The organism is Pseudomonas sp. PS02303 (genome assembly GCF_029959925.1).
GTDB lineage: Bacteria > Pseudomonadota > Gammaproteobacteria > Pseudomonadales > Pseudomonadaceae > Aquipseudomonas > Aquipseudomonas mandelii.
Window position 1 is genome coordinate 25,496 of the sequence record NZ_JASCOM010000008.1, and the last position, 23,486, is coordinate 48,981.

The 23,486-nt window shown below is 59.0% G+C and carries 16 protein-coding genes; 9 read left to right on the top strand and 7 right to left on the bottom strand.

Annotation, left to right across the window (positions count from 1 at the left end):
* Nucleotides 1-69: 69 nt before the first annotated feature.
* Nucleotides 70-1,125: a tetratricopeptide repeat protein gene (locus QMX98_RS03905; protein WP_010460438.1), complete on the bottom strand. Its 1,056-nt coding sequence runs from the start codon at nucleotides 1,123-1,125 to the stop codon at nucleotides 70-72.
* Nucleotides 1,126-1,306: 181 nt separating this feature from the next.
* On the opposite strand from QMX98_RS03905, the gene QMX98_RS03910 reads away from it, so the two are divergent.
* From QMX98_RS03910 to QMX98_RS03920, 3 genes are read left to right on the top strand one after another with little or no spacing between them, the layout of a single operon-like run.
* A complete protein-coding gene (locus QMX98_RS03910) occupies nucleotides 1,307-3,442 on the top strand; it encodes an FUSC family protein (RefSeq protein WP_282410269.1) in 2,136 nt (711 codons plus the stop codon).
* Nucleotides 3,432-3,632 carry a DUF1656 domain-containing protein gene (locus QMX98_RS03915; protein WP_083376715.1) on the top strand — a complete coding sequence of 67 codons (201 nt, stop codon included), beginning with the start codon at nucleotides 3,432-3,434 and terminating at the stop codon, nucleotides 3,630-3,632. Before QMX98_RS03910 ends, QMX98_RS03915 begins: the two co-directional genes overlap by 11 nt.
* A 4-nt stretch (nucleotides 3,633-3,636) precedes the next feature.
* The gene (locus QMX98_RS03920) at nucleotides 3,637-4,602 is read left to right on the top strand and encodes an HlyD family secretion protein (RefSeq protein ID WP_282410270.1); all 966 of its coding nucleotides are present in this window, start codon (nucleotides 3,637-3,639) and stop codon (nucleotides 4,600-4,602) included.
* Nucleotides 4,603-4,742: 140 nt separating this feature from the next.
* Here QMX98_RS03920 and QMX98_RS03925 read toward each other — a convergent pair whose 3' ends face one another.
* From QMX98_RS03925 to QMX98_RS03940, 4 genes are all read right to left on the bottom strand, one after another.
* The gene (locus QMX98_RS03925) at nucleotides 4,743-6,164 is read right to left on the bottom strand and encodes a TolC family protein (protein WP_282410271.1); all 1,422 of its coding nucleotides are present in this window, start codon (nucleotides 6,162-6,164) and stop codon (nucleotides 4,743-4,745) included.
* Complete coding sequence (locus QMX98_RS03930; RefSeq protein ID WP_169857729.1) at nucleotides 6,161-9,343, bottom strand: efflux RND transporter permease subunit; 3,183 nt, start codon at nucleotides 9,341-9,343, stop codon at nucleotides 6,161-6,163. The genes QMX98_RS03925 and QMX98_RS03930 overlap by 4 nt, the downstream gene beginning before the upstream one ends.
* A 15-nt stretch (nucleotides 9,344-9,358) precedes the next feature.
* Nucleotides 9,359-10,612, bottom strand: a complete 1,254-nt coding sequence (mexE, locus tag QMX98_RS03935) for a multidrug efflux RND transporter periplasmic adaptor subunit MexE (RefSeq protein WP_282410272.1) — start codon at nucleotides 10,610-10,612, stop codon at nucleotides 9,359-9,361.
* Nucleotides 10,613-10,923: 311 nt separating this feature from the next.
* Nucleotides 10,924-11,841, bottom strand: coding sequence for a LysR family transcriptional regulator (locus QMX98_RS03940; RefSeq protein WP_008156370.1), 918 nt, complete (start codon nucleotides 11,839-11,841; stop codon nucleotides 10,924-10,926).
* A gap of 269 nt (nucleotides 11,842-12,110) precedes the next feature.
* On the opposite strand from QMX98_RS03940, the gene QMX98_RS03945 reads away from it, so the two are divergent.
* The 4 genes from QMX98_RS03945 to pgm all read left to right on the top strand — a co-directional run bounded on the left by QMX98_RS03945 (nucleotide 12,111) and on the right by pgm (nucleotide 18,406).
* Nucleotides 12,111-13,133 (top strand): zinc-dependent alcohol dehydrogenase family protein, encoded by a 1,023-nt coding sequence (locus QMX98_RS03945; protein WP_010460426.1) that lies wholly within the window; start codon nucleotides 12,111-12,113, stop codon nucleotides 13,131-13,133.
* 559 nt (nucleotides 13,134-13,692) lie between these two features.
* Nucleotides 13,693-15,171: a hypothetical protein gene (locus QMX98_RS03950; RefSeq protein WP_282410273.1), complete on the top strand. Its 1,479-nt coding sequence runs from the start codon at nucleotides 13,693-13,695 to the stop codon at nucleotides 15,169-15,171.
* A 67-nt stretch (nucleotides 15,172-15,238) separates the two neighbouring features.
* Complete coding sequence (locus tag QMX98_RS03955; RefSeq protein WP_282410274.1) at nucleotides 15,239-16,639, top strand: PLP-dependent aminotransferase family protein; 1,401 nt, start codon at nucleotides 15,239-15,241, stop codon at nucleotides 16,637-16,639.
* Nucleotides 16,640-16,759: 120 nt separating this feature from the next.
* Nucleotides 16,760-18,406, top strand: coding sequence for a phosphoglucomutase (alpha-D-glucose-1,6-bisphosphate-dependent) (gene pgm, locus QMX98_RS03960; RefSeq protein WP_083376719.1), 1,647 nt, complete (start codon nucleotides 16,760-16,762; stop codon nucleotides 18,404-18,406).
* A gap of 187 nt (nucleotides 18,407-18,593) precedes the next feature.
* Here the strand turns inward: pgm and QMX98_RS03965 are convergent, their stop codons facing one another.
* Nucleotides 18,594-19,289, bottom strand: a complete 696-nt coding sequence (locus tag QMX98_RS03965; protein ID WP_282410275.1) for a pirin family protein — start codon at nucleotides 19,287-19,289, stop codon at nucleotides 18,594-18,596.
* 281 nt (nucleotides 19,290-19,570) lie between these two features.
* Between QMX98_RS03965 and QMX98_RS03970 the strand changes: the two genes are divergently transcribed.
* The gene (locus tag QMX98_RS03970; protein WP_282410276.1) at nucleotides 19,571-22,045 is read left to right on the top strand and encodes a UvrD-helicase domain-containing protein; all 2,475 of its coding nucleotides are present in this window, start codon (nucleotides 19,571-19,573) and stop codon (nucleotides 22,043-22,045) included.
* A 57-nt stretch (nucleotides 22,046-22,102) separates the two neighbouring features.
* On the opposite strand, the gene QMX98_RS03975 is transcribed toward QMX98_RS03970, so the two are convergent.
* Nucleotides 22,103-22,378 carry a DUF1652 domain-containing protein gene (locus tag QMX98_RS03975; RefSeq protein ID WP_010460414.1) on the bottom strand — a complete coding sequence of 92 codons (276 nt, stop codon included), beginning with the start codon at nucleotides 22,376-22,378 and terminating at the stop codon, nucleotides 22,103-22,105.
* Between the two features lie 262 nt (nucleotides 22,379-22,640).
* On the opposite strand from QMX98_RS03975, the gene QMX98_RS03980 reads away from it, so the two are divergent.
* The gene (locus QMX98_RS03980) at nucleotides 22,641-23,456 is read left to right on the top strand and encodes a helix-turn-helix domain-containing protein (protein WP_083376721.1); all 816 of its coding nucleotides are present in this window, start codon (nucleotides 22,641-22,643) and stop codon (nucleotides 23,454-23,456) included.
* Nucleotides 23,457-23,486 lie beyond the last annotated feature (30 nt).

Here is a 23,486-nt window from a genome sequence, read left to right on the forward strand (position 1 = left end):
ACTGCCTGATCACTTGACCTTTTGCCGTGGCGACGGTTCAACCTTTTTGCCGGTGTGATATCAGTGGCGTTATAAACCCTGCTGCAACGCCGGATCGTCTGGATTGAGTTGTTCCAGCTGCGCCAGAAGGATCTGCACGTTCTGCAATTGTCCGCTTTCTTTCCAGTAGTTGATGAGCAGCACACGCGCCTTGCGATCCGCCGGATGGCGCTGGACGATTTCCTGCAACTGTTTCTGCGCCGCTTCCAGCTCTTGCTCACCGTGCAACGTAGTCGCAAGGTCGTAGCGGTAATCCTTGTTGTTCGGCTCTATCTCGACCGCTTTGGACAGCCCAAGCAGGGCAAATTCACTTTGCCCGTGATGCAGCAACCAAAGCCCCAGGGCATGTTGCAGGTAGGCAGAGTCGGGTTGAGCCTTCAACTGTTTCGCCAGCAATTGCCGGGCTGCGTCGCTTTGGCCTTGTTTATCCAGCACTTCAATCTGCATCACCAACGCCGGCAGATTGCCCGGCTCCAGTTGCAGCGTGCGTTCCAGCGCCTGCTGCGCATCTTTCAGTTCGGCATTGTGCAAGTGCAGACGGGCCAGTTGGTATTGGGTTTCGGCGCTTTCCGGGAGACTTTTCAGGTCCCGTTCCCAGGCATCGATGGCTTGCTGCAACGGCCCGAAATACAAGCCCAGGTCATCCGGCGATAAACCCAGCAGCGCGTTGATCGCGGCAGACCGGACGCTTTGTTCGCTGTCGTCGAGTAATGGTCCGATCAGCAAACTGCGCTGCCCACTGGGCACCAGTCCGCCAATGCTTTTGATGGCTGCGATGCGCACGTCGGCCGACGGGTTTTGCAGGTCTGCATCCGCCAGTTTCAAGGCTTGCGGGCTCGGGTAGTTCGGCAGTTCGGCATGCAGCCAGACACGGCGCTTGGGCGACAGGTCAGGGCGACCCAGCTGCTGGTAGAGCACCCGTGCGGCCCCCGGTTGCCCGGCACGTGCCTGGGTCAACGCTTCGCTATAGCCGCGCTTGATGGCTTCCGGCACCACGGGCGTCGTGCTGCGCAGGAAAAACCAGGCAAGAGCGATGGCGAACAGGACACAGAGGCTGATGAGCAAGTAGCGGCGGGACTGGGGCATGCAGGAATCCGGGGCTGGCAGCTTTTGCAAAGCTGTCAGCTTCGGTCAGGTGGGCGTGTGAGTCAAACCCTGACTCAGTCCGATGCCGGCGATTTTGCCTACAAGTCACGTCGACATTGAAACCCGTCGAAGCCCTGAAGCAGTGACTACGCTTGCTGGAGATGGCTCGAAGAGTGTTCCCATGCAACCGCTGCTCCAGTACTTCAAGGCGATGATCAACCCCGGGCAAGGGGTGCTATTGTTCGCCTTGAGAACCATCGCGGCCGGGCTGCTGACGCTGTACCTGGCCTTTCTGTTCGACCTCGACCAGCCCAAGTGGTCAATCATGGCGGTGGTAATCGTCAGCCAACCATTGGGAGGCATGGCTCTGGCCCGCAGTTTCGGCCAAGTCATCGGCACCACTGTGGGCGCGGCAGTCGCGGTGTTGATCATGGCCATTTTTCCCCAGGCGCCGATTCCTTTCATTATTACGCTGGGCTTGTGGCTGGCACTGTGTACTGCGGGTGGCACCTTGTTGCGTTACACCAGTTCCCAGGCTTTTGTCCTGAGCGGTTACACCGCGGTTGTGGTTGCGTTGCTGGCGGTGCCGGATCAGGACGGCACGTTCTTGCTGGCCGTCACCCGTGTCACCGAGACGCTGTTGGCGGTAGCGTGCGTCTGCGTCGTCAGCCTTCTGACCGCACGCCCGGAGGCCGTAGCCCGGAGCTATTTCGCCAAGATCGATCAAGTCATCAAGCTGCTCGCGACGCACGCTGCAGCAGTCATCCGAACCGAGGAAAGCGAGGCTGATTTTCACCGCAGGCAGATGCAATTGCTGGGGGAAATAAGCGCCCTTGAGGGTTTGCGGCGGCATTTGTACTTCGATGCTCCCCGTTTACGCAGTGCCAACGGCCTGGTGCAATTGCTGGGTAATCAATTGGTGCTGCTGACCTCACGACTGACGGCGCTGCGACACCAGCGCGAACTGCTGGCCGCGCGCTGGAAAGGCGACTTGCCTGAAGAGATCCAGCTTTTGCGCGCCGAAGAATTGGCCTTTCTCGATGAGTTGGCCGGGAAGGGGCGCACGTTGTCGGCTGAGGCACGACATCATTTCACGGCGTTGCAACAGCGTTTCGATGACCAGGCCTATAAGGCCGAGCAACTCACCGAGACGATGCCTGCCACGTTGCGTTCTCTGGCCTGGGCGCTGCGCTGGGAGCAGGCGCGGATGCTGGAGCAACTGGGGCAGATCCTGGAGCTGAGCGACGCGATCCAGGATGGACGTGAAGCCAGTTGCGTGTTCCGCGGCCAGGAAAACCCGCTGCATCTGGACTTCACCTTGGCGGCGATGAACGCAATCCGCGCCTTTACGGCGCTGATGGTGGCCGGTCTGATCTGGATCGAGACCGCTTGGGACGGGGCTCGTGGAGGAATGATCGTGGTGGGGATTCTCTGTTCGCTGATGGCGACGTTTCCCCGGCCGTTGCTGGCCGCCCAGAGTTTTGCCCGGGGACTGGGGCTGGCACTGGTGGTGTCGGCGCTCTATCTGTTCTTGCTGGTTCCGATGATCAGTGACTTCGAGCTGCTCGCCTTGTTGTTAGCGCCCTTGCTGTACGCCGTCGCGGTGGGGCTGTCCAGTCCGCCAACCACCGGCACAGGCATTGGTCTTGGGCTGACGACCATGCTGTTGCTGGGGCCGCAAAATGCGGGCGTCGGCCAAAACACGGCCATCCAGTGGTTCGAGTTTGCCGGTGCGTATATCTGCGCCGCCTCGCTGGCACTGAGTGTCTATGCGTTGATCTTTCCATTCAGGCCCGCCTTGCGGATTCGGCGACTGTTCAACGAAAACTGCGAGCAGGTCTACACCTTGCTGAAGACGCCGGCCACCGATGAGCAGCAATTCGCGTTTGAAAGCCGCATGGTTGATCGCCTGACGATGATGTTGGGCCTGTTGCCGGCCACCCAGGACAAGCAGTCCAGCGAGCTGTTCGAAGTCAGCCTCGGTTGCATGGCGGTGGGCGTCGCGTTAAACCAGCTCAGGCAACAGGGGCCAGGCAATACGTTGCTGACGACCGAGCAGCAAAACCGTTTGCAGGATTCGGTCAGAGAGACCGGCAGGTTTATCGCCGGGCGCCCGGGAATTGATGTTGACCGGCTGCTCGGACGCTTGCACGCCTTGGGTGATGAAATGGACGACTTGCAGTTGGTCGTTCATGAACACCTGTGGTCGGTGTTTCGGATGCGCGTTGCGCTGCTGATCGTGGTGTCGTTTCTGGAGCGAAATCGCCAATACTTTGATGCCAAAGAACCGGAAGGAGTGCCGGCCCTTGCCCATTGATCTGGAAATAGGTGGCGTCTACCTGCCGCCGATCGCCCAGGCCCTGCTGCTGGCCTTGCCGATTTTTCTGCTGCTGGACTGGTTGTTGAGACGCTTGGGCGTGCTGCGTTTCGTCTGGCACGAAGCCTTGTTCGAGGGCGCGTTGTACGCCTGCGTGTGCGCAATGCTGATCCTGGTGATGGGAGCCTGATGCCTTGAAAAAAATCCTTTCCCGACTCGCAACTCTTGCAGTGGTATTGCTCGCCTTTGTGCTGGGCTGGTTCGCCTGGGAACACTACACCCGCGCGCCCTGGACCCGGGATGCACGGGTGCGTGCCGACGTGGTGACTTTATCTGCGGATGTATCGGGACGCATCGTCAGCCTTGGCGTCCAGGACAACCAGCATGTTGAAAAAGGCCAGTTACTGCTCGAGATCGACCCGGCTCGCTACACACTGGCGGTAGAACATGCCAAGCGTTCCGTTGAGGTTTCCAAGGCCACCCTTGGTCAATCCGAAGCAACCATCGTCGCCAGCGAAGCGCAGCTCAAACAGCGTGAGAGCGAAGAACGCCGACGACGCACCCTCAAGCAGCGTTTGGCGATTTCCGGGGAAGAATGGGAAAAATCCAGCACCGAAGTGGCGGTGGCCCAGGCCGAACTGCTGCGCAACCAGGCCAATCTGGGGCTGGCGCGGGCTAACGTTCAATTGGCTGTCGCGGCGTTGACTCAGTCTGAACTGGACCTGCAACGCACCCGCGTCATCGCCCCGGTCAGTGGTTATGTGACCAACCTGCTGACCCGACAGGGTGACTACGCCACAGCGGGGGGCGCACTGCTGGCACTGGTCGACAGCGATTCTTTTTACGTCAGCGGCTATTTCGAAGAAACCAAGCTGCCGCGAATCGGGGAGGGCGATCGGGTCAGGATTGAATTGATGAGCGGAGAATCGTTCGGCGGCACCGTGCAAAGCATTGCATTTGCAATTGCCGACAGGGAAAACCTGCCCGGCAATCGTCTGCTGGCCAATATCAACCCCAGTTACACCTGGGTCAAACTTGCGCAGCGGGTGCCGGTGCGGATTCAAATTGACGCCGACTATGCCGCCAAAAACCGCTTGCGTGCCGGGACCACAGCCACCGTAACCATTCTGGAAACGCTCAAGACTGAAAATCACCGCTAATTTCTGTGGGAGTGGGCAAGTCCGCTCCCACAGTAATATCCGTTGCCCTCTCGAACGAACAAAAAAAAGCCCCGCGACCGAATGAGGCGCAGGGCTAAAAAGTTGGTTGGTTGCGGCCAACCAAAGGAGCTCTTTAAAAATTACTTGCTGGCGACCGTCTCTGGTTGCCAGCCACCGCCAAGGGCTTTGTAGATCGCGACAATGCCGCGATAAAGGTCGGTTTCCGCCGAGGCCTGGGTATCTTCAGCCGCCAGACGCTCACGTTGGGCATCCAGCAGGACGAGGAAGTCCACGGTGCCTTCGCGGTAGCGGATTTGCGCCAGGTCTGCGGCGGCGCGGCTCGCTTCGCTTTGACGGATCAGCGAGATCAGCCGTTGCTGACGTTTACCGTAGTCGCTGAATGCGTTTTCCGATTCTTCCAGCGCCAGCAGCACTTGCTGTTCGTAAGTCGCCAGCGCGCCTTCGGCATCGGCATCGGCGCCGCGCAGACGGGCTCGCACGCTACCCAGGTCAAACGCAGCCCACGTAATGCTCGGGCCGAGCGCCCAGGCATTGGCCGCCGCAGAACCGATCTGCGAACCACGGCCGGCGGTAAAACCAAGGAAGCCGCTGAGGCTGACCCGAGGGAACAGATCAGCCTTGGCCACGCCTATACGGGCGGTGGAGGAGGCCAGTTTGCGCTCGGCGCTGAGGATGTCCGGACGACGTTGCAGCAACTGCCCCGGGTCACCGATCGGCAATGCTTTGGCAATCGCCGGCAAGTCTTTTGGACTCAAGTCGACAGTCAGCTTGTCCGGACGCTCGCCCAGCAGGGTGGCGATACGGTTTTTCTGCCGAACCTGTTCGGCCTGTAACTGCGGCACGCTGGCTTCGACCGAGGCCAGGCGCGCATCGGCACGCTCGACGTCCAGTTGATCGCCGACGCCGGCATCACGCAGGGCTTCGGTGATCTTGCGCGACTCTTGCTGGTTGTTCAGGTTGGCCAGGGCAATCTTTTCGCGCAACTGTGCGCCGCGCAATTGGCCATAAGAATCCACCAGTTCGGCAATCATGGTGACTTGCAGTTGGTACAGATCGGCTTCGAGCGCCTGCTGTTCGGCATCGGCGGACTCGAGGTTGCGCTGGATACGCCCAAACAGGTCGATCTCCCACGCCATGTCCAGGCCGAGGTCGTAACGTTCGCTGTTGACCCGTTTGGTGGTCTGGCCCGGGATCTGACCCTTGCCCAAGTCACTGCTGGCGCGGCTGGTGATGGTGGGCATGGCGTCATTGCTGACGTCATCGCGAATCGCCCGGGCCGCTTTCCAGCGGGCGAAGGCCACGCGCAGATCACGGTTGCCTTGCAGCGATTGAGTCACCAACTGGTTGAGGGTCGGGTCTTCGAACTGCTGCCACCAGATGCCTTCGAAACGCGAGCGGTCGAAGTTTTTCTGGCCGGCAGCGCCGTCAGTGGCAGTGGTGATGTTGGCCGGCTCAGTGGCGGGTGTCTTGTAGTCCGGGCCGACGGCACAGGCACTCAAGGCCAGTACCAGAAGGCTCGGCAGGAAGGCTTTCAGGCTCATTGTTGCGCCTCCAGTTTCAGGACCTTGGCCGCTTTGCGCTTTTCACCGCGCTCCACAAAGTTACGAATCAATACGTAGAACACCGGTGTCAGCAACAGTCCGAAGAAGGTCACCCCGAGCATCCCGGAGAACACCGCCACACCCATGGCGTGACGCATTTCGGCACCGGCACCGCTGGAGAAGACCAGAGGCACAACACCCATGATGAACGCGAAGGAGGTCATCAAGATCGGACGCAGACGCAGACGGCATGCTTCCAGGACCGCAGCCAGCGGGCTGAGACCTTCGTCCTGCTGTTTATCCTTGGCAAACTCGACGATCAGAATCGCGTTCTTACACGCAAGTCCCACCAGTACGATCAAGCCGATCTGGGTGAAGATGTTGTTGTCGCCTCCCGAAGCAATCACACCGATGATGGCCGACAGCAGGGTCATCGGTACGATCAGGATCACCGCCAGTGGCAGGCTCCAGCTTTCGTATTGGGCCGCGAGCACCAGGAACGCCAGCAATACGCAGAGCGGGAACACGAACAGCGCGGTGTTGCCGGACAGAATCTGCTGGTAGGTCAGGTCGGTCCACTCGTAGGTCATGCCGTTTGGAAGTTCTTCCTTGAGCAGTTTCTCGATCGCTGCCTGAGCCTGGCCGGAGCTGTAGCCTGGGGCTGCCGCACCGTTGATTTCAGCGGTGATGAAGCCGTTGTAGTGCATCACGCGGTCCGGGCCCGAGGTGTCGCTGACCTTGATGAAGGTCGCCAGCGGGATCATCTCGCCTTTGTTGTTACGCACTTTCAGCTGACCGATCTGGTCCGGTTCGAGACGGAACTGCTGTTCAGCCTGGACGTTGACCTGATAAGTGCGACCGAAGCGGTTGAAGTCGTTGGCATACAGCGAACCCAGGTAGATCTGCAGGGTGTCGAAGATGTCGCTGACGGCCACGCCGTGGGTCTTGGCTTTTTCACGGTCGATGGCGGCATCGACCTGCGGCACGTTCACGGTGTAGCTGGTGAATAGCGCCGCCAGTTCCGGCACGTTGTGGCTCTTGGTGATGATGTTCATGGTTTCTTTGTACAGCTCGTCGTAGCCCAGGTTGCCCCGGTCTTCGATCTGCAGGCGGAAACCGCCGATGGTGCCCAGGCCTTGTACCGGCGGCGGCGGGAAGATCGCCATGTAGGCTTCCTGGATCCCGGCGAACTGGCCGTTCAATGCACCGGCAATCGCACCGGCCGACATGCTCGGGTCTTTGCGCTCGTCGAACGGTTTCAGGGTCACGAACACGATGCCGGCATTCGGGCTGTTGGTGAAACCGTTGATCGACAGGCCCGGGAACGCTACCGCACTTTCCACGCCAGGCTGTTTCAGGGCCAGGTCGGACATGCGTTTGATCACGTCTTCGGTGCGGTCAAGGCTCGAAGCGTCCGGCAGTTGCGCGAAGGCCACCAGGTATTGCTTGTCCTGGCCGGGTACGAAGCCGGTCGGGGTGTGGGCGAAACCGAAGAAGGTCAGCACCATCAGGCCTGCGTACAACAGCAGGGCAATACCGCTGCTGCGGATAACCCGGGCTACGGTGCCGACATAACCATGGCTGGCGCGTTCGAAGAACCGGTTGAACGGACGGAAAAGCCAGCCGCCCAACAGTTTATCAAGCACTTTGGTAAAGCCATCTTTCGGCGCATGGTGGCTCTTGAGCAGCACGGCGGCCAGGGCAGGGGACAGTGTCAGCGAGTTGAACGCCGAGATCACGGTCGAGATGGCAATGGTCAGGGCAAACTGTTTGTAGAACTGGCCGGTGAGTCCGGAAATGAACGCCGCCGGGATAAATACCGCACACAGCACCAGCGCCGTCGCGATGATCGGCCCGGTCACCTCTCGCATGGCTTTCTTGGTGGCTTCTACGGGCGTTTCTCCCAGCTCGATGTGCCTTTCCACGTTCTCCACCACCACGATGGCGTCGTCCACCACGATACCGATGGCCAATACCAGGCCGAACAGTGACAGGGCGTTCAGCGAGAAGCCGAACAGGTGCATCACCGCAAACGTACCGATCAGCGAAACCGGCACCGCCACCAACGGAATGATCGAGGCACGCCAGGTTTGCAGGAACAGGATAACCACCAGAACCACGAGGATCAGCGCTTCGAAGAGGGTGTGGACCACCGCCTCGATGGAGCCGCGCACGAAGATCGTCGGGTCATAGACGATGCTGAAGTCCATGCCTTCCGGGAAGTTTTTCTTCAGTTCGGCCATCTTGTCGCGAACTTCGTTGGAGATCTCGATCGCGTTGGAGCCAGGGCGCTGGAAGATCGGGATCGCCACCGCAGGCTGGTTGTTCAGCAGCGAGCGCAATGCGTATTGGCTGGAGCCCAGCTCAACGCGAGCGATGTCTTTCAGGCGCGTGATTTCACCGTTGTCGCCGGAGCGAATGATGATGTTCTCGAACTCTTCTTCAGAAACCAGACGGCCCTGAGTGTTGACCGACAGCTGGAACGCAGTGGCATTCGGCGCAGGGGGCGCACCCAGTGCACCGGCAGCGACTTGACGGTTCTGTTCACGAATCGCGGTTACCACATCGGTGGCAGTCAGGTTGCGCGAAGCGGTCTTGTTCGGATCGAGCCAGACCCGCAGCGAGTAGTCGCCCATACCGAACAGTTGCACGTCACCGACACCGCCCAGGCGCGCCAGCTCATCCTTGATGTTGAGCAAGGCGTAGTTGGACAGGTAGAGCATGTCGTAGCGTTTGTCCGGCGAGGTCAAGTGCACAACCATGGTCAGGTCGGGCGACGCCTTGTCGACGGTGATACCGATGCGCGTCACTTCTTCTGGAAGTTTCGGCTCGGTCCGGGTCACGCGGTTTTGAACCTGCACCTGTGCATTGTCCAGGTCAGTGCCCAGTGCGAAGGTGATGGTCAGGGTGATCTTGCCGTCAGCGGTGGACTGCGAGGACATGTACAGCATGTTCTCGACGCCGGTAATGGCTTGCTCCAAGGGAGCGGCCACGGTTTCACCGATGACTTTTGGGTTGGCGCCGGGGAAGTTCGCACGGACCACAACGGTCGGTGGCACGACTTCCGGGTATTCGCTGATCGGCAACTGGAACAGCGAGATGGCACCGGCGATCAGGATCAGCAGCGAAAGCACCGCTGCGAAGATCGGCCGTGAAATGAAGAATTGGGAAAAATTCATCGGAGTTGTCGTCCCTTAACCGCGTGGAGTCGCAGCAGCCAGTTTCACAACCGTACCCGGCGCGACCTTGGCAGGTGCGACTTGGGGCAGGTTGCTGGCTTCCAGCGCTTGTCGTTGTTGTGCGAGTGCCGCGAGGGTTTGTTCGCTGGCCATCGGGATCACTTCAGGGGTGACCGGCGAGCCAGGGCGAACCCGTTGCAGACCCTTGACGATGACGGTGTCATCCTTGTTCAGGCCGCTGCGCACGATGCGCAAGCCTTCGATCTTCGGCCCCAGTTCGACGGAGCGATAGGCCGTCTTGTTGTCGGCATCCATCACTAGCACGAATTTCTTGCCCAGATCGGTTCCGACCGCTTCGTCGTTGATCAGCACGGCGGAGTAAGTGCCGCTGCCGACCAGTTTCAAACGGGCATATAAGCCTGGGGTGTACTGTCCGTCAGCATTATCAAAGACCGCGCGACCGCGGATGGTGCCTGTTTTCGGGTTGACCTGGTTGTCGACGAAGTTCATCACGCCCTGGTGCGGGTTGCCGTCTTCGTTGGACAGGCCGAGGTAAACCGGAGTGGTTGCACCGCGTTTGCCCTGGCGAGCGAGCTGGGTGTATTTGAGGAACACACGTTCGTCGGCGTCGAAGTAGGCGTAGACCTTATCGGTGGAAACAACGCTGGTCAGCGCGGTGGTGTCGGCGGTCACCAGGTTGCCGGCGGTGATTTCCGCACGGCTGACGCGACCGCTGATGGGCGCGGTGACGCGGGTGAAGCTCAGGTTCAGTTTGGCCAGGTCCAGTTGAGCCTGGAGAGCGCCGACGGCGGCGCGGGCTTCCTGGGCTGCACTGGTGCGCGAATCGGCCAGTTCGGCGGAGATCGCGTTGCTGGTGCGCAAGCGTTCGCCACGCTGGGCTTCGTTTTCGCTGCGGGTGGCGTTGGCGCGGCCTTGGGCAACCAGTGCATCGAGGCGGCGGACCTCGGCCTGGAAGGGGCGTGGGTCAATCTGGAACAGCAGGTCACCTTTCTTGACCAGTGCGCCTTCGGTGAAGGCCACTTCATCAATCTGGCCGGAGACCCGTGGACGAATTTCTACGGTTTCTGGCGCTTCAAGGCGCCCGGTGAATTCGTCCCACTCGTTGACCGGTTGTTCCAGGACCTTGGCGACGCTGACTTTCGCCGCAGGCATGGTAGCGGCAGACTCCGGAGCCTTGCCGCAGGCGCTCATCACCAGTACGGCCAACATGGCCAATGGGAAGCGCAAATGTTTGAGTGACTGTTCCATGGATGCATCCGCCAATGTATTGAGATGGGCGGATGATGAGCGGCGGGGTGGTATCGCACGAATCGAATGAAGCAAAGGTAACTATCATTCGGAATGATATAAGTCTGAAGCCAGCCCTCTAGCATGCGCCTTACATTGGACGGCGATCAATTGGATTGATGACAATTCTATGTTGCGCAGAATGCAAGGGATTGGCTTGAGACCGAGTCGCGGGCAGGCCCGCTCCCACAGGGAATTGTGGCGCTGATTAAATCCCTGTAGGGGCGAGGCTTGCCCGCGAAGAGGCCATCAGCCCCAACAAAAGATCAGGATCACGCCAGGCTATCCGGATCCCCGAAGAACATCTGGATCCTGGAGCGCAACCAACGTTCACCCGGGTCATTATCCTGCGACCCACGCCACGCCATGTGCAATTCAAAGCTGCGCACCGGCAAGGGCGGATCTTCAGCTCGCACCCCGCCAGCCGCCGTCAACGCCTCAGCGGTGTAGTCAGGCACTGTCGCGACAATATCAGTCCCGCTGATGAGTGTGCTGAGCCCGTTGAACTGCGGCACCGCGAGCACCACATGACGTTTGCGCCCGAGCTTTTCCAGTTCTTCATCTATAAAGCCGCTCAGGTCACCGGCAAACGACACCAGCGCATGGGGGCGGGCGCAGAAGTCATCGAGGCTCAATGGCCCCGGCACCGTATCGGCGCGCAACAGCTTCGGCATGCTGCGGCGCAGCACTTTGCGCTTGGCGTTGGCCGGCAGGTCGGCGGTGTAGCTGACGCCGATGGAAATCTCCCCCGAGGCCAACAGGCTCGGCATCAGGATGTAGTTGGCCCGACGCACCACCAATACGATCCCCGGCGATTCCGCCCGCAAACGCTTGAGCAGCATCGGCAGCAGCGCGAACTCGACATCGTCCGACAGGCCAATGCGGAACACCGCCGTACTGGTCGCCGGGTCGAATTCTGCCGCACGGCTGACCGCCGTGGAAATCGAATCCAGGGCAGGAGAGAGCAGGGCGAAGATTTCCACCGCGCGAGCGGAAGGCTCCATGCTGCGCCCGGTGCGCACGAATAACGGATCATCGAACAGCCCGCGCAGGCGTGAGAGCGCCGCACTGATGGCCGGCTGGCCGAGGAACAATTTCTCCGCAGCACGGGTCACACTGCGTTCGTGCATCAATGTTTCAAAAACGATCAACAGGTTCAGGTCGACACGACGCAGGTCATTACGATTCATCTGGAGTCCTGGCAGAGTCATCAAGCTTGACGAGAGCGGCCATATGAGAACAATGGCCGGCATGAATATTACGGGGAAAGACTGCTACTCTGCACCGAATAATTCAGTTTCCCTGGAACGGATGCTCCGGATTTTTACGATAACCGTTGATCCAATGGATGCTGCGGAATCAATGACAGGCATGTCGACTATTAATAGCCACTGATAGTCTTGGGTAGAAAGCCCAGATAGAGTTCAGGGCATTAGAGGTTTCTTTGACGAGGTTTGCGATGTCCCGCACGATCCGTTTTCACAAGTTTGGTCCAGCCGAGGTGCTCAAATGCGAAGAGCATGCGGCCGCTCTCCCTGCGCCGGGCGAAGTGCAGGTGCGCGTCGAGGCGATTGGCATCAGCTGGTACGACATTCTCTGGCGCCAGAACCTGGCCTCATCCCATGCTCGTCTGCCTTCTGGCCTTGGCCATGAGATGTCCGGCGTCGTGACAGCGGTCGGCGAGGGCGTCGACGATCTGGCAGTCGGTGACAAGGTCGCCAGCTTCCCGGCTGAAAGCCCCAACGACTATCCGGTCTACGGCGAGCAGATCGTTCTGCCTCGCTCGGCACTGACCCGTTATCCGGACGTGCTCAGCCCGATTGAAGCGGCCGTGCATTACACGCCGCTGCTGATTGCCTACTTCGCTTATGTCGATCTGGCGCGTGTCAAACCTGGGCAATTTGCCTTGGTGACTGACGCGAGCCACTGTGCCGGTCCTTCGTTTGTGCAACTGGGAAAGGCATTGGGCGTGCGGGTAATTGCCGCCACCAAGACCGCTGAAGAACGTGAATACCTGCTGTCGCTGGGTGCCGAGAAAGTAATCGTCACCGAGGAAGAGGATCTGCTCATGCGGATCAACAAAATCACCGACAACCGCGGCGTGGATGTGGTGTTCGATGGCCTCGGCGGTCCGCAGATGTCACTGCTCGGCGATGTGCTCGCGCCTCGTGGCAGCCTGGTGCTGTACGGCCTGCAAGGTGGTAACCAGACGCCGTTCCCGGCCTGCGCAGCGTTCCAGAAGAACATTCAGTTCTTCGTTCACTGCATCGGCAACTTCACTGGCAAGCCGGAGCTGGGCATCATCCAGGATCAGGTCGCACTGCAACGTGCCTTGCGCGACATCAACCAGCTGACCGCAGACCGCGTGTTGCTGCCACTCAAGACTCGGGTCTTTCCGTTTTCCGAGTTTGTCGAGGCGCACCGCTACATGGATGAATGCCCGTGTCGCGAACGGGTTGCGCTCCAGGTCGATCCGGCGTAACACCACTGAAAAAGTCCGTGCTTGCACGGACTTTTGCATTTCCCCCTCCGAAATTCCGAGACGTCCCCTCAACCTGCGACGAGTCAGTTCAGCAACTGAACTGGTTTTTGCTCTCAATCTGTATCTTCTAATCACCCTATAAGCCCCGATAATTGAATGATTACTTTCATCTCAAGGAATGAGCTATGGCTGGGTATTGGACAGATACTTTTCTTCGCACTCCGGTAATACAAGCTCAACAAATAGCGTGTTATCGATCAATTGCCGAAAAATTAATCGCGACTTCTTTCTTTATTTCTCGTGCTACATGTCTGTGGGACGCTGTCGGACATTTCCTAGGATCCCTCGCTTGGTCGCAGGACCCTTGTCCTGCGGGGCTTTCCTGCCGTCGTGTGAGGACAGGGTCACAAGTAAGCTCGATTCATTTCAAATAATTACTCAAAACTAAGTGTTAGGATTTCATATCAATCGAAACACTTTAATCATGTCAGTCAGCCGTTTGCGCAATGCACACAGTTGTTTGCGTGACATCGAACCTATGCGTAACAGGTAAACAATGATGACCCATACCCATGAACAGGCAATGAACTATGTTTATCAGCAAGTATTGCAGCGATTGCTGAGTTTTTTTTCACGCGCCGAGCGCACGGCACTGCAGCTGATGATTCAGCGCCTGGTGGTCTCCGCGGGTGGCATGGAGCGGATCGGCGAATACAAGGTGTTGTCGATCCAGTCCGGAACCCGCGACTGTTGCTACACGCTGGCATTGCTGCGCGCCGCACAATTGAGCATCGCTGGCCGGGCGCCTGCGACGTTCCAGCTGCGAGTCGCGACCTTGCGCACGAATGGCGCAAGCCCGATGGCCCTTGAAAACATCCATCACAGTTGCAGTGCGCTGTTTCTCTACGACGATCCTCGGGTCGAAGTGGTGATGGTCGATAACCGGGAAGTCCTGCCATTCAGCCATCTGGCGCCGGTCTCCGATGCAGGTCGCGAGTCAAATCGCCTCAATCTGTTGATGGTGGGTCATCGGCGAACCTGGAACGGGCCGCTTGACCTGTGGGATGACGGGTACCTGGCGGCGGGCGAGTTTTATGGGCAAATCTGCCGTTGGGACCGAGGCGTCGATGCGTTGGTCAGCAGCGATACACCTCGCCAGCAAAAGCAGTTCATGCATGGGTTGACCCGTGCGGCGCAAAAGGCTGGCCTCAATGCATCGAATGACCCTGAATCCGGTTATGAGGAGCTGTTCGCGCGACTGGATGAACTGGGCAGCGATTGCTACCGCGAGTTTTATTCTGAGCATGGGCAGGCTGAGTGGCGGCCGGCCGAATCATTTGAAGCGTGTCGGCGCACAACCTTCATCGATATTCACGACATGCTGGTCAGCAACCTGGAAGATCGCTGGCCGCTGCTCACCGATTTCCTCGGGTTTCAGCCTGACGAGCTGGCGGCCCAGCTTAGTGATAACGAATTTGTCAGCCTGACGATTTCTGCGCACGTTCGGGGGCTGGAGGCGTGTTTTGTTCATGGCCGTACCTATGAAGCAGGCGTTGCCGAGTACGTGCAGCGGGCCTTGGTCATGATGCGTCGCAAACAGCTTCCCGAGCGCTATTGCGAGCAGGTAATGGAAACGTTCGTTAACCCGGCGACAATGTCCGACCAGCGTGCATTGGCAGCGGCGCAGGCCCAGAAAAGCCTGGGCTTGAGTGAGGCTCAACTGGTGTGCTTGCTGTTCGCGCCCTTCGTCGAGAACGGCGCCTCGCTTGAGCGTTTTCTACGCCAATGCCATCCCGGTATGCTCGTGGCGTTGCCTGATCTGCACCGGGCGATGCAGGGCAAGTCGGCTCCCGAGCAGGTGCTGCAATGGATGGTCGACGTCAGCGGGTTGACCGTCAAGTTGATCGGCACGCTTTACCGGATGGGACCGGTTGCGAGGGGCGAAGGGCCGGGCCCGGCAGTCGGTAATGCGGATGAGCCTGCGCTGGACCTCGACGCGGGCAACGCCGCAAATGGCGAACGGTCAACGGGTCGTTGAAAATGCTCGGGGTTACCGCGCTCATCCACCCACCCCACGCGGCGCGTGGCGTGCTCGGTCATCACCCATGAAAGGACCCCGCGAAACCGACTTTGCCTATCAGGCGGTGTACCGTTACCTGACTAACCTCATCAACGAGCCCGTCAGCGACACGCGGGTCCGCCTCCCTTCATTAAGGCAATTGGCGGACCGTTTGAGCGTATCGATTTCGACGATTCAGTACGCCTATTCGCTGCTGGAAAAGGAAGGGCGGGTGTACTCGGTCGCCAAATCCGGCTATTACGCGCTGCCGGTGTCGTCCATTCACCCGCTCAGCAGCGGCAATGACCTGCTCGAGACGGTTTATGTGAACGCCAGGCGACCGGGGATGCTGGTGTTGAGCGCGGATGAACCGGCGTTGTTGCAGCCCTTGGACAGCCCGTTGTTGCTGCTTGAAAGAGAACTGCTGCGTCAATATCCGCGTCAGCCGCAACCGACTTCACAACCTTGTGGCGAACTGGAACTGCGCGCCGCACTGGCCGCACGCTATACCTCGTCTCCGGCACGTTGCTGGCACGCCGATAATGTCTACATTGGCGCCGATTTGCGTGGTGTCCTGGAAATACTGATCGCTGTACTGTGTCTCAAAGATGCCATGGTAGTCGTCGAATCGCCCTGCGACTGGATGATCCTGCGCTTGCTCCAGGACGCTGACGTCCAGGTCATCGAGTTGCCTCTGCAAGCCCATGGCGGCCTGGACCTTGAGCAGCTCAAGCAACTGCTGGAGACCAAGCCGGTGCGGCTGGTCATGCTTTCTTCCGGCCTCAACATGCCGCGCGGCAGCGTGGCTTCCCACAGCAACAGGCAGTCAACCGCTGAACTGCTGGAGCGTCATGGCAGTTGGGTGTTGGAGAACGACTGCTATGGCGAGCTCGCATTCGAGCCCGACGGCCTGCGGTTTCGCGATCTGCTGAACCCGGACCGGCTGATCGTTTTCTCCACTTTCGAAAAATCCATCGGGCCGGAAGCGCCTTATGGTTATCTGCTCTCGCGGCAATTGAGCGTCGAACTGCAGCGGCATTTCCTGTTACGTTCATTCCGGTTGTCACCGATTCGCCAGAAAGCCATCGCACGGCTTTACAGCAATGGACGAATCGATCAGCACTTGTTGGTATTGCGCCGGCTGCTCAAGGACCGCAAGGTGCACATGACCCAACTGTTACAGGAGCGTCTGGGGGATGCCTTGCACTTTGTCGAACCCTTGGGCGGAGCGACGATCTGGGTGCAATCGCTGCGTCAGGTCGATGTGCGTCGGGTGTTCCAGCGCCTGCTCAGGCACCAGGTAGTGATTGCGCCAGGGGAGCTGTTCAGCCTCCAAGGGTTGCACGCGCAACACTTGCGCCTGAGCCATACTTTCGGCGGCGACCACGACCTCGCGGCGGCCATGGGTTTGCTGGGCGATGCCTTGCGTCTGGAATCGATCGATTGAGCACGGGCGGAGCTTTGGCGATTGATAACATCTCCCTCGGGATCGATAACGTCGCGCTGCGGTCAAACTGCCAGTAAACTGCGCTCCTACTCCTGAACCACTCTATTCCAGAGGTTTTGCATGACACTCAGTCCTTTTGCGGGCAAACCGGCACCGGCAGAATTGTTGGTCGACATCCCGCGACTGGTAACGGCCTATTACACCGGCCAGCCTGATGCCGCCATCTCTACCCAACGCGTAGCCTTCGGCACGTCCGGACACCGAGGCAGCTCGTTCGATCTGAGTTTCAACGAATGGCACGTTCTGGCGATCAGTCAGGCGATCTGCCTGTACCGCGAAGCCCAGGGTATCGATGGTCCGCTGTTTGTCGGCATCGACACCCACGCGCTGTCCACACCGGCCGGCGCCAGCGCCCTGGAAGTGCTGGCCGCGAACGGCGTGACCGTGATGATCGCCGAGGGTGACGAATACACGCCGACCCCGGCGATTTCCCACGCGATTCTTTGCTACAACCGCGGCCGTACCTCGGGCCTGGCGGACGGTATCGTCATCACGCCATCGCACAATCCGCCGCAAAGCGGTGGCTACAAATACAACCCCACCAACGGTGGACCGGCCGATACCCACATCACCAAGTGGATCGAAGCGAAGGCCAACGAGCTGCTGGGCAACAAGCTGGCCGGGGTCAAACGCATCAGCTACGAGCAGGCATTGAAGGCCGGCACGACCCATCGTCACGATTACCTCAACACCTACGTCGCCGACCTGATCAACGTGATCGACTTCGATGCCATCCGTGATGCCAAGCTGCGTCTGGGCGTTGATCCGCTGGGCGGAGCAGGGGTGCGCTACTGGTCGGCGATTGCCGAGCACTACCGTCTGGACCTGGAAGTGGTGAACAAACAGGTCGACCCGACGTTCCGCTTCATGACAGTCGACTGGGACGGGCAAATCCGGATGGACCCCTCGTCGAGCCATGCCATGCAAGGCCTGATCGGTCTGAAAGAGCGCTTTGACGTAGCGTTTGCTTGCGACCCGGATCACGATCGCCATGGCATCGTGACCCCGTCCGGTGGTCTGCTGGCACCGAACAGCTACCTCGCCGTTTCCATCGATTACCTGTTCCAGAACCGTCCACAGTGGCGCGCCGATGCTGCCGTGGGCAAAACCGTGGTCAGCAGCGGCTTGATCGATCGTGTGGCCAAGCGCCTGGGCCGTCGCCTGTACGAAGTGCCGGTCGGATTCAAATGGTTCGCTGACGGTCTGTTCGACGGTTCGCTGGGCTTTGGCGGCGAAGAAAGCGCGGGGGCCTCGTTCCTGCGCAAGGACGGCGGCGTCTGGAGCACCGACAAGGACGGCTTGATTCCGGCATTGCTGGCGGCAGAAATGACCGCTCGTACCGGTCGCGACCCGAGCCAGGCCTACCGTGCGTTGACTGACGAGCTCGGCGAACCGTTCTCGGTGCGCGTCGACGCCAAGGCCAACCCTGAACAGAAGGCCTTGTTGAGCAAGCTGTCACCGGATCAGGTCACCTCGACCCAACTGGCGGGCGAAGCGATCCAGAGCATCCTCAGCCACGCGCCGGGCAACGACCAGGCCATCGGCGGTTTGAAAGTCATGACCGAGAACGGCTGGTTCGCGGCACGGCCTTCGGGGACTGAAGATATTTACAAGATCTACGCTGAGAGCTTCGTCAGTGACGAGCACCTCAAGCAGTTGGTTGCAGAAGCTCAGACCCTGGTGGATGGCGCTATTTCTGCGAAGTGATTGAGCGACCCTTCGCGGTCAAGCCTCGCTCCTGCATGGGCGGAGTCGATCACATGATTGTGAGCGATATCTATCCTGTAGGAACGAGGCTTGCCCGCGAAGACACCAGCACGGCCACTCAGGATTCAGATGTAAAAAAGGGGCGACCATCAACGGTCGCCCCTTTTTTTGCCCTGCATTTACCCGATCAAGCCAGATCCACCAACACGATCTCACTGTCCTCAATCGCAGTCACCCGCAACACCTGCTCATCCGCCACGGCAACACCGTCTCGAGCTTGTGCACGCAAGCCATTGACTTCAATGATTCCGGTAGCCGGAACCAGATAAGCGCGACGGCCACTGTCCAGGCGATACTCGGCGGTTTCACCGGCCTTCAGATTGGCGGCCACCAGTCGTGCATCGGCACGGATTCGCAGGCTTTGATCGTCACCCGTTTTACCGCTGGCCAACGTCACGAAGCCTTCACGCTGGCCTTTCGGGAATGGCTTGGCGCCCCAAGAGGGGGCCAGGCCGGATTCGTTCGGGATGATCCAGATCTGAAAGATCCTGGTTTCGTTCGCTTCCAGGTTGTATTCACTGTGAGCGATCCCGGTGCCGGCGCTCATGACCTGAACGTCGCCCGCTTCGGTGCGGCCCTTGTTGCCGAGGTTGTCTTCGTGGGTAATTGCACCTTCACGAACATAGGTAATGATTTCCATGTCCCGGTGCGGGTGTTTAGGGAACCCAGTGCCGGAGGCAATCACGTCGTCGTTCCATACCCGCAGGTTGCCCCAGTTCATGCGTTTCGGGTCGTGGTACTCGGCGAACGAAAAGTGGTGGTGGGCATCCAACCAGCCATGGTGGGCGCCGCCCAGGGAGCTGAAAGGTCTGAGTTCAAGCATGATCGTCTCCTGAAAAAGGTTCGTCATGGGGCAGAGCGCCTGAGCCACGAAACGAGAACCGGTGGTTGATGGCGGGCATCATCTATCAGGCACCAATCGATAAAAAGCGTAAAAAATGCCTCATCATGATCGGATAAGTTGATATCAAATAACCTCGAAACGTTCTCATCCAGCCTTCACTTCATCGTATAAGCCAATGACCTGTAAGCATTTCACTAGAACTCAACGGCAAATACGGACACCATAGCCCTCGTCAGCCTCACACCCTGGAGTCAGCCCGCGTGCCGCAACACACCCCCGATCTTCCTCCCGAACTTCGTCCCCTGGCCGAGATGCCACTGCTCAAGCGCCTCGCCGCCCGGTTCTTTGGCCATGGCTTGACCCGTCTGCGCGCGCAACACCGTGCCTCGTGGTTGCACGGGCAAGCCGATGGGTTTCGCAGTGGTCACAGCGCCGGGGTCGATTACGGCTATAAGGAAGGCAAAGCCGAGGGGTTGGAAGAAGGCCGGCAGGTCCTGCTGATCCGCGATTCGCGCTCCACCGAGCACCGGCCACCTAATGTCGATCACAACTTGTTCGACGATTGGCGCCTGCCACTCAGCACTGACCTGAAGAAGCGCATGAAGGCCGATGTCGCCCGACTGCTGCCACCTCACGCCCAGCCCAGCGCCGCCCAGTGGAAAATGATTTTCAGCGACACGCCTTCGACGTCGGTGATTGCCGGGGCGGGTGCAGGCAAGTCGACGACACTGGTCCTGCGTATCCTGCTGCTGACCCATTACCTGGGCTTCGAGCTGAGCTCGATGACCGTGGTGACCTTCACCCGTGAGTCGCGCAAGGACTTCATTAATAAGCTGATCGAATTGTTTGGTGTGTGGGGTCGGGCACTGAGCCTCAAGGAGGCGCGCGACCTGGTGCGCACCTTCCACTCGCGAATCCTGCCGATGGTGCGCAGCCTGCCGGGCTTCGAGCGCCTGCAAGCATTCGAAAACCTCAGCAATCGCGCGCAAAACGGCGATGAGGAGGTCGACAGCAATCCCTTCGACTTGCGCATCAATGACGCGCAGCGTCAGCAACTCAATGCGTGTTTTCACAGCCTGCACACCCGCGATGAGCGTTTTCGCGAACTGATCAAGCCATTGTCCCGTCATGCCTTGCAACTCAAGGAGCTTGAGCGCGATCACCCCGATGTGCAGAAGCGCGTGGCGGTGACCGAGTTGGCGGCCAAACGTGACGAGGAGCTCTGCGACACGATTGAAGACCTGTGGTTTCGTGCCGGCGCCTGGCCAATCAAAGGCATCGAGCCCAATCGGCAGGCTTTCGATATCAATGGTGCGACTTTCCATTGTCACGGCTACATCCCCACGCTGGACGCCTGGGTGGTACTCGGTTTTGACCCACGGGAAAATCCGCAGGTCTGCCGCCCGAATGCCAAGTTAACTGTCCGCGCGGAATGGGCGGTGAAGCGCACCCTGTTTCAAGCTTTCTGTCGTAAACCGTTGATATGGCTGGATAGTTACGAATCATCAAAGCGCGTACTGGCTTCCCTGGCAGGGGATGCCAGTGCCGGTCCGGGTTTCGATTACAAGGTCAAAGGTGAGCTGGGATCAGCCCCCTTGCTGGATTGTTTTGTGGCCGCCGCCGGGTTTATCGAAAACCTCGGCCTGGATGTTCCGAGTGCCGTAGGCCAGATGAGTTTCGCCAAGGATGACCCGGACCGGTATTTCTTCGAAGCTCTGAGCCTGTTCTGGCGCGCCCTGGAAGATCATTTGCTTGATCAAAAACCACCGGTGATGACCTACAACCGGATGTTTGCCTTGTTTAGCGAGCACTCCCCGGAAAACCTGAAGCTGCTGAGCGATGAGCTGCTAAGGCCCTTGTCACACCTGATGATCGACGAATTTCAGGACGTATCGCCGCAAATTGTCTCGTGGATCCGTGCCAGTCTGGCCGAGATCCGCAGTCGCGGCCCGGCGATGCATGTGGGGCGAGGCGCGCAACGTTCGTCCTTGTTCTGCGTCGGCGATGACTGGCAGTCCATTTATGGCTGGCGCGGCAGTTCTCCAGCGTATTTCATGGAGTTCAACAAGGAATTCCCGTCACCGAGCACGACCAAAGTGATGCTCAGCGACAATTTCCGCAGTCATCAGCACATCATTGATGCGGCCGAGCATATCGTCCGCGCAGCGCCGTCGATCGCCGGAAAGAAGGCCAAGGCCAGCGGTGAACCCAAGGCGCTGTTGCCGGTGAACGTCATGGATCGGGATGATCAAGGCATGGCTCAACGCCTGATCCAGCATTACCGACAAGGTGATTCAATCTTGATGCTTTATCGAAAAAGCAGCGATAAGATATTGATTGAACAACATATTCAGTCTGTAGTTAATGTAGATTCTAACTTGCCGTATGAATCGCGGCGCATCAAACAGCTGACGTATCACAGCGCCAAGGGCTTGCAGGCTGACGCGGTGTTTTTGCTGGGTGATTGTCAGCATCTGACCAGTTCTCCCTACAAGAATCAGGTCTATCGCATGGCGGGCCTTGGCAAGACGGGCGACAACGAGCCATACGACAACGCACAGAAAGACGAAATCCTGCGACTGGCTTACGTCGGCATCACTCGGGCGGTGAGTCATTGCTACTGGTATGTCGACGGGCAGGATACTCAGGCGGCGAACATGCCCAAGGCATCTGACCGGATTGGCAAGGACAAGCCATTCTTTGCTGATCATCGCCAGGGTCAGAAACTGGCCTGAACCCGAGCCCCACAAAAAAGCCCACATGATGTGGGCTTTTTGTTGGGCGTTTGGCCTTCAGGCATAACTCTTGAAGGCCTGGGGAGGTATGAAAGACTCTAGCTCGTCTTCCACGGCTTCGATTATTCGTTCTACGTCCGCGGCATTCATCACGGTTGCGCATGGAATGCCTGCAATGGCGATCATGGTCTCGCCACTGGCGCGGTCAAACAGGCGGGCGATCATGCTGCCCGGCGCGTCCATGCTCGCCTCAAATCCCATGGGATGGAAATGCCAGCGCATCAGCTGACAGGCGTTTGGAAACGTAACTTTGCTGAAAGACCCTTTATTCATGTGTTGCCCGCCTTCTTCATCGAGCGCTTCCTTTAGCTCATGTTAGGAGGGAAGAGCCTTCAATGGCTCAACCGGTGACTGCCTTAAAAGTAGCACCCGGATGTGAAAACCATGTGATTTTTTTCAGTCCGTTTGGCGATTGCTACCGTTTTTTTGATATGGATCACGTGCCGGGCCTTGCTCGGCGTTACCGGCGACCAGGCGTGGTCATTGAAGCCGCGGCCGAACTTCGGCAAGCTCGGCTTTTTTCGTCGAGTCCCTTATGCACGCCGATGATGATGGCCCCCTGCAAACCCAGGCCACGGGCGAGACGGTCATGCGCTACCACCTGTGCTGGAAACACCGGGATCTGGACGGGGTCATGGCGCTTTATCACCCGGACATTCAGTACAACGACTTTTTCCAGAACCGGGTCATGGGCCTGGATGAGTTGCGTGAGTACGTGCGCGGCAGCATGCCGCGTAACCCGGACGAAGCGCTGGAGCATTCCGATCGCATACGGCTGGACGGCAACACTGCGTTCATCCAGTACCAGATGACCTTGCGCGGCGGCGAAGGGCTGGTGTCGTTCCGTTCCAGTGAAGCGATCACGGTGCGCGACGGGTTGATCTGGCGAGTCAACGAATACGCATCACTGGTGCGCGAACAACCGCAACGCAACACCGCTACGAATTCGCGCCCGGCCGCCAGCCGACTTGGGCTTTCACCGCGCCAGCTGAGTTTCATGGCTGAGGACCTGCAACAGTATTTCCAGCGCCAGCAGCCTTATCTGGATCCCGAGCTCGATCTGCAACGGGTGGCGCAGGAGTGCGGGTACAGCCGCAATCAGATTTCCTATCTGCTGAATCAAGTGTTGGGCCAGAGCTTCTATCGCTATGTCAATCAGGCGCGGCTGCAGCATTTACTCGCGGCGCTGGACGCCGCCATGCCACCGCTGCGCATTGATGAGCTGGCGTTTGCCGCTGGCTTCAACTCCTTGTCGGCGTTCTACAGTTGTTTTCGCCAGCACACAGGGCTGTCGCCCAAGGCTTACGTCAAACAAATTTCTTTGCGTGCACGCGCGCACGACAGCCCCTGAGGTCACGCACTAGGATCGACGCCATCGAAG